Below are 7,175 nucleotides of genomic sequence, written 5' to 3'. Positions count from 1 at the left end.
ACCCTGATCGCCGCGCCACGCCAGAAGCTCACCGTGGAGGAGAAGGCCACCATCCGCGAGGGCGGTACGCCGGCGCATTGGTCGAAGGCCAAGCGGGCACAGAAGGATCGTGATGCGCGGTGGACCCTCAAGCGCGGCAGGACCAAGCCCAAACAAGGCCATCAGCGCAGGCCATCCAGATCGCGGTGCCGATCTTTGGCTACAAGAACCACATCGGCATCGACCGGCGGCACGGGCTGATCCGCCGCTGGACGGTCACCGATGCCGCCCAACATGATAGCCGCAGCTTTGCTGGCCTGCTCGACCCCGAGAACACGGCCAGCCGCGTTTGGGCGGACACTGCCTACCGCACCAGGCGCAATCTGGAGGTCTTGGAACGCCGCGGTCTGAGCGAGCGCATCCAGTTCCGCCGGCCACCTCGGCGCAAACTCTCTGAGCAGCAGGCCAAGGCCAATGCCGCACGCGCCCGGATCCGCTCAGGCATCGAGCATGTTTTTGCCGCCCAGAAGCACCGCATGGCGCTGTTCGTGCCCACCATCGGCCTGGACAGGGGCCCAGGTGAAGATCGGCATGGCCAACCTGGCCTATAACTTCACCCGCCTCGCCTGGCTCAGCGCCCGGACTGCGCCCGCGTAACCCTACAGCGCCGGCAAAAAGCGGCACCCGTCGTTCAAAGCCGCTGATCCGACCCTGTCAGCAGAGGCACGTCGCAGCCTGAGGCGATGGTCCTGCTGCCGGGCCGCGCAGCAGTCGGTAATTCAAGGCGTCCTCCTGTATCCAGCGTCAACATCTAGCGTTATGAACAAGCTATGGTATAGCCGGAAAATGGACGTCAATGCTGAAGATAATCCTTCGGTCTATCTTGATCGTCATCGGAGTGTTTGCTTTCGTAGCCACGATGTTGCCGCTGTTACCGAGCAACGAGGCATGGATTCGGATTTTTGATTTTCCGCGGCTACAAATTGCAGCTTTGCTTTCGCTAGTCATTATCGGCTTACTTCCGCTGTTGCAAATTCGCCGGCGACGTTCCGTTGTTCTTCTCGTGGCCGTCACGGCCGCTTTCGCCTACCAGATCTGGCGCATCATACCCTACACGCCGCTCCACGGCGCCGAGGCCCTACAGGATAGGATTTGCGCCGACAAATCCCAGGTTACTTTGTTGTCGGCGAATGTGCTGCAGGAAAATCGCCAAGCGCAGCGTCTACTGGATTTAATCGGGCAGGTAAGGCCGGACATGGTTCTGCTCCTTGAAACCAACGAGTGGTGGGATCGGCATCTCGCTCCATTAGACGCCGATTATGGCTACGCTTTGAGGAAGCCGCAGGATAACACCTATGGAATTCATCTGTTTTCGAAGCTCAAGCTGATCGATCCAGACATCCGCTTCCTGATTGAGGACTATGTTCCGTCCATCGAAACTCAAGTCGAACTCCCATCCGGCGCCATCATCGACTTCCATGGGGTCCATCCCAAACCACCACCCTTGCAAGACACGGAACAACGGGATGCAGAACTGATGATCGTTGCGCGAAACGTCCGCGAGCGGGCGAAGCCGGCGATAGTGGCAGGCGATCTCAATGACGTAGCTTGGTCCCGCACCACACGCAGTTTTCAGGAGATCAGTGGACTGCTCGATCCTCGGATCGGCCGTGGTCTCTATCCAACCTTCAACGCCAATTGGCCGCTCTTGAAGTGGCCGCTCGACCACGTTTTTTTCGAAGCCTCTTTCACGTTGATCAGGATGGAGGTGATGCCGGATATTGGTTCGGATCACTTCCCCTTCTTCATCTCTCTATGCCATCGTCCGGAAAGTGCACCGCGGCAGGCCGTACCGGCTCCCGAACGGGAGGACATCCAAGAAAGTCGAGAGGCGGTCCGCGAGGGCCGAGAAAAAGCTCGTGGAAAGCCGTAACAACCCGCCCCTCGGCATCCAAGAGACCGCGCGGAACCGCACCATGTGGCATTCTCACACGCATGCTGAGGGCGGTCCGCCAGCCAAACCTGATGCAGGCCATAGGCGAGGACAGCCGCATGCTCCTGCCGATGCTCTACGCTATGCCAAACGTAGGAGGCAGTTCTAAGAAGCTGCCATGTTGCAGGTCGGGCAAGTGCCGGCCTGACAAGGTTCCTCGCCAACGCCGCCGCCAAGATGAGCACCAGCACTGTGCACGGCATCAATCCGGTTCTGCTCCCTCGAAGGGGAGCGAGCATAGCGGCCCTGCTAGAGCGCCACTGCTGAGTTGTGGGGCGTACCCTCGCCCAAGTGGAACAATCCCGACCCTGGCCTATCGGCTTCAACTTCTGTGAAGGCAATACCTTCCGACAGCACTTGCCTGTATCCTCAGACCGCACCAATGCAGAGACTTTTACAGAAATCTTTCTCCGGGGGTCCTCCGACCTGTCCTATGGGTACTCTGTAGCGCCGACCTTTGAAGTCGAGGCAAGGGCGATAGCACTTCCTTTCTGGCTGGGCAGGAGGAATCCAGTTCACCCGGGTCATCTTCTTCCAACGACTGAAGCGATGGTGCAGAGCTTTTCCGCAGAGCCATTGATGCGGCAAGCTTGATGATTCCGGTTATCATGCAACCGGATCTGGCATCGAGAGGACTGTCGTTTAGGCCGCTTACTCGCGGACACAGAAGTTTTACACGGCAGTGCTCGCTCCTACGTCCGGACCATGTGCGAGCCGGATGAACGAACCTACCAAGCGCAACCTTATCCATAATCGTAACAGCCAAGCAGAAAATCGGCGCCCTCCGCCGGCGGGTAGATGCAGTGGTGACATTCACATCAGCAGGAAATCTGAACGCTCGTTACTCAACTGTCTCGCCCATGGCGAACGATCTCGTTCTGGGACCACTTTCATCCAGAAGTTTCGTGCCATTCGTCATTGTCGTCGTTAGCCGCATAACCGAAGTTCGCGATGGGGCGCGGGCAAGACTGTTTTTACGCAACCAAATTTCGAGAATGTAATTCTTGATTGGAAATGGACCATTCCGAACCCTGCTGTGTGCCCTGCTACGGTTCGCGTGCTTATCCGGCTTCAAGACAGGTTCTGCGCCTGGACTGACTGCTGCTGCGTTTAAGAGTGATGTTTGCTTCGAGACTTCGATGCCCGTGCTGAGGCATTGCGCGACCTGTACGACCGGAGGTGACAAGAATGAGCGACAGATTTGCCGGCCGGCTCGGGATGCTCTCGGCGCTGGCAGGCATGCGGGTTGCGGAGCCAGGCGCTGGTCCGCTCCGGCTGCCGGCCGCGGTGCGCCTCCTTCGGCCTCACCACTGGGTCAAGAACGCCATTGTGGCAGCGCCGCTGCTGCTTTATCCGGCGGATCTCTCGCTGGCCAATCTTCGCCTCATCATGATGGCGGTTCTCAGTTTCTGCCTGCTGGCCAGCACCGTCTATGTCATCAACGACGTCTGCGACCGGCATGCGGATCGCGCGCACCCGGTTAAGCGGTTCCGCCCGATCGCGAGCGGTGCAGTCAGCCTGCCGCTTGCTTTGGCGATCGCTGCTGTCACGCTGCTCGCGGGATTGGGGGTCGGCTTATGGCTCAGTCCAGGCTTCGCCGGCGTCGGCGCAGCTTATTTCGCCATCAATCTTGCCTACTCATTCGGACTCAAGAATGTCTCGATCCTGGACGTCATGATCATCGCACTGGGTTTCGTGCTGCGCATGGTGGCCGGCACCATTGCGATCGGCGTCACTGCCGGGGTTTGGGTGATGATCTGCGTCGGGCTGGCGGCGTTGTTCCTCGCCCTTGCCAAGCGGCGTGACGACGTGGTGCGCGCACTCGATACCGGACATCGCAAAAGCCTCGCCGGATACAACAAGCTGTTCCTCGACACCTCCATCGCGGTTGTGCTGGGCGCCCTGCTGGTGGCCTACGTGATCTACACCACGAACCAGACGGCGGTGGAGCGGTTCGGCACGCCCGACCTTTACCTGACCATGCCGTTCGTGCTCGCGGGCATTCTGCGGTACCTGCAGATCACCCTGGTGGAGGAACGCTCCGGTGCGCCAACCGTGATCCTGCTGACCGACCGCTTCATGATCGGCAGCGTTCTCTGCTGGGCCATCAGCTTCGCGCTGCTGGTGCATCTGTGAGGCCGGCTGCGGAGGCGCTTTCCGCACCGCGGCTGCGGCGGCTGGAATTTGGCATCATCGCCTTTGTCGGCCTGTTCGCCATCGGCATGGCGGTGGCTGCCGCCCTGGCCGGCGGGCCGGAGATCTGGTCCCACCTGCGGCTGCTCAGCCTGGAGCTGGTGCTGGCGCTCCTCGGCCTGTCGCTGGTGAATTACGGGCTGCGTTCCTGGCGCTGGCACATCTACAGCCGGCGGGTCGGCGCCGAGGTGTCGCTCGCCCAGTCGGTGTTCTATTATGTCTCGGGTTTCGCCCTCACCACGACCCCAGGCCGCGTCGGCGAGGCCTTCCGCCTCTGGATGATGCAGCGTTGCAACGGTGCCCCGTATGAGAAAACCCTTCCCGTGCTCGCCGCCGACCGGCTGAGCGACCTAGGGGCGGTCGGATTGTTGATGCTGCTGTGCCTGCTGGCCGTGTCGCCGCAGCCCTGGCTGCTGGCCTCCGCCCTCGCCGCGACCTCCGTATCCTTTCTGATGGCGCTTCGGCCGCAGATGGCGCTGGCCGCCGTTGGTATGGGGTTCCGCGCGACGGGGCGGTGGCCGCGCCTGTTTGGCCGGCTCCGCGGCATGGTGCGGCGGATGGCGTTGCTCTTCTCGCCCGAGATCCTGCTGCTGAGCCTCGCCCTCGCCTTGGCAGGCTGGCTGGCGGAATGCTACGCTTTTTTCCTGGTTCTGCAGGCCTTCGGCGCGGAACTGCCGCTGCATCAGGCCGTCTTCGTGTTCACCTCCGGCATGTTGGTGGGTGCGATGACCATGATCCCGGGCGGGGTGGGCGGCACGGAGGCGACCATGCTGGCTCTGCTGGCGGCACAGGGCGTTCCGATGGAGCTGGCCATCCCGGCCACCGCGGTGATCCGCGTGGCAACGCTCTGGTTCGCTGTGGCCCTGGGTTGCCTCGCCCTGCCGCAGGCCCTGCGCGTCGCCCGGCAGGCCCGCTGATGAGCTGGAAACGCATGACGCTGCAGGGTTGGGGCCGTACCGCGCGCGCCGAGACCCTGGCAAGCCGGCCGGAAAGGCAGCGCGAGGTCGCATCCCTGCTCGCCGCGCCAGAGGCCGAACCAGGCCTGATCGCCTATGGCGGTGGCCGCAGCTACGGGGATGCGGCGTTGAACTCCGGCGGCGCGACCTTGCTGACCCAGCGGCTCAACCGCCTGCTGGACTTCTCGCCGGACACTGGCTTGCTCGTCTGTGAGGCCGGAGCGACGTTCCAGGACTTCCTGCGCACCTTCCTGCCGCGCGGCTACGTGGCACCCGTTTCGCCGGGCACCGCCTTCGTTACGGTCGGCGGCGCCATCGCCCACGACGTGCATGGCAAGAACCATGATCACAATGGCAGCTTCGGCGACCATCTGGCCTGGATCGAGCTGCTGCTGCCGGATGGCCGCACGCTTCGGGCGTCCCGCGATGAGGAGCCGGAGTTGTTCGCCGCCACCATCGGCGGCCTCGGCCTGACCGGGGTGATCCTGCGCGCCGCCTTCCGCCTGCAAAAGGCACCTTCGTCGCATGTCGTCGTGCGCGAGCGGCGTCTGCCGGATCTGCAGAGCTTCATGGCCGCTTTCGCTGAGATCCGGCGCCAGGCCACCTACTCGGTCGGCTGGATCGACGGTGCGGCGCGCGGTGTGCAACTTGGCCGCGGCATCCTGCAGACAGCGGAATACGCCACGGGCGCAGTGCCGCCGGCATCCCGCGCCCGCGAGCGCCGCATGCCGGTGGACCTGCCGGGCATCGCCCTGAACCGCCACAGCGTGAGGCTGTTCAACGAGGCTTATTTCCGCCAAGTCCCGGCCGCCGGACGGGACCGCGTGCTGCCGCTGGAGAAATTCCTCTACCCGCTGGACGCGATCCTCGACTGGAACCGCCTCTACGGCCGGCGCGGCTTCTATCAACTGCAATGTGTGCTGCCCGACGCAACGGCCGAACGCGGGTTGCCGGCGCTGATGGAACGGATCGCGGAAGCGGGAGCGGCCTCCTTCCTGGCGGTGCTCAAGACGCTGGGCAGGCGTGGGCACGGCTACCTGTCCTTTCCAATGCCGGGCTTTACCCTGGCGCTCGATCTGCCCGCACGTCCCGGAACCCCTGCCCTGATGGCCGATCTCGAAGCCACCATCCTCGACCATGGCGGCCGGACCTACCTGGCCAAGGACGCCTGCCTGTCCCCCGCCGGCTTCCGGCGCATGTATCCCGACCTGCCGCGCCTGCAGGAGGTGCTGGGGCGCGTCGATCCTTCCGGCCGCATGCGTTCGGACATGGCGCGGCGTTTGCAGATCCATGGTGCGGCATGACAGCCGAGCTCTGGGTGGTGCTCGGCGCCAGTTCCTCGGTGGCCCGCGCCTTCGCCCGCGCGGCGGCGGAAGGCGGCGCGGACATCGTGCTCGCCGGGCGCGATCAGGCTGACTTGGCCGACACCGCCGCCGATCTGCGCCTGCGGACCGGCCGCCACGTCGAGTGCCTGGACTTCGATGCCGCCGGCTTCGAGGATCACGACGCCTTTGTTGAACGGTGCTGGCGCATCGCGCAGGGCCGTCGCCTGAACCTGTTCTTCGCCGCCGGCAGCATGCCGGATCAGGACGCGGCCATGCGGGATTTCCGGCTGGCGCGCTCCATCCTGGAGGTGAACTTCCTCAGCGTCGTCTCGCTGCTGAACCGGCTGGAGCCAGGGCTGCGGGCGCAGCGCGGCGGCGCGGTGGTGGTGCTGGGCTCGGTGGCCGGCGATCGCGGCCGGCGCAAGAACTTCCTCTACGGCTCGGCCAAGGCCGGGCTGCACACCTATCTCCAGGGCATGCGCGGGCGCATGCTGGCGGATGGCGTGCGCGTAGTCACAGTGAAGCCCGGCTTTCTCGATACGGCCATGACCTGGGGCCTTCCGGGCCTGTTCCTGGTGGCCTCGCCCCAGGCGGCCGCGCGTGCCAGCCTGCAGGCGGCGGGCCGGGGACGCGACGAGATCTATTATCCCGGCTTCTGGCGTCTGATCATGCTGATCATCAAACTCATCCCCGAGGCGGTGTTCAAGCGCCTCTCCATCTGACCGAGGA

General features: G+C 63.7%; 6 protein-coding genes. All 6 read left to right on the top strand.

Features of this window, described 5'->3' with window-relative positions:
• The first annotated feature begins 119 nt into the window (after positions 1 to 119).
• The 6 genes from D2K64_RS19765 to D2K64_RS19740 all read left to right on the top strand — a co-directional run bounded on the left by D2K64_RS19765 (position 120) and on the right by D2K64_RS19740 (position 7,168).
• Positions 120 to 590 carry a transposase gene (locus tag D2K64_RS19765; RefSeq protein WP_120010103.1) on the top strand — a complete coding sequence of 157 codons (471 nt, stop codon included), beginning with the start codon at positions 120 to 122 and terminating at the stop codon, positions 588 to 590.
• A gap of 245 nt (positions 591 to 835) precedes the next feature.
• A complete protein-coding gene (locus D2K64_RS19760; protein WP_120010102.1) occupies positions 836 to 1,912 on the top strand; it encodes an endonuclease/exonuclease/phosphatase family protein in 1,077 nt (358 codons plus the stop codon).
• A 1,278-nt stretch (positions 1,913 to 3,190) separates the two neighbouring features.
• On the top strand, positions 3,191 to 4,108 hold the full coding sequence (locus tag D2K64_RS19755) for a decaprenyl-phosphate phosphoribosyltransferase (RefSeq protein ID WP_157985972.1): 918 nt from the start codon (positions 3,191 to 3,193) through the stop codon (positions 4,106 to 4,108).
• Positions 4,105 to 5,082 carry a lysylphosphatidylglycerol synthase transmembrane domain-containing protein gene (locus D2K64_RS19750; RefSeq protein WP_120010100.1) on the top strand — a complete coding sequence of 326 codons (978 nt, stop codon included), beginning with the start codon at positions 4,105 to 4,107 and terminating at the stop codon, positions 5,080 to 5,082. Before D2K64_RS19755 ends, D2K64_RS19750 begins: the two co-directional genes overlap by 4 nt.
• The gene (locus D2K64_RS19745) at positions 5,082 to 6,425 is read left to right on the top strand and encodes an FAD-binding protein (protein WP_120010099.1); all 1,344 of its coding nucleotides are present in this window, start codon (positions 5,082 to 5,084) and stop codon (positions 6,423 to 6,425) included. Before D2K64_RS19750 ends, D2K64_RS19745 begins: the two co-directional genes overlap by 1 nt.
• Positions 6,422 to 7,168 carry an SDR family NAD(P)-dependent oxidoreductase gene (locus D2K64_RS19740; RefSeq protein ID WP_120010098.1) on the top strand — a complete coding sequence of 249 codons (747 nt, stop codon included), beginning with the start codon at positions 6,422 to 6,424 and terminating at the stop codon, positions 7,166 to 7,168. Before D2K64_RS19745 ends, D2K64_RS19740 begins: the two co-directional genes overlap by 4 nt.
• Positions 7,169 to 7,175: the final 7 nt, after the last annotated feature.

The sequence above is a fragment of the Teichococcus vastitatis genome (genome assembly GCF_003604215.1).
GTDB lineage: Bacteria > Pseudomonadota > Alphaproteobacteria > Acetobacterales > Acetobacteraceae > Pseudoroseomonas > Pseudoroseomonas vastitatis.
Note: the sequence above shows the minus strand (reverse complement) of the source record. Positions and strands in the feature narration are given on the sequence as shown.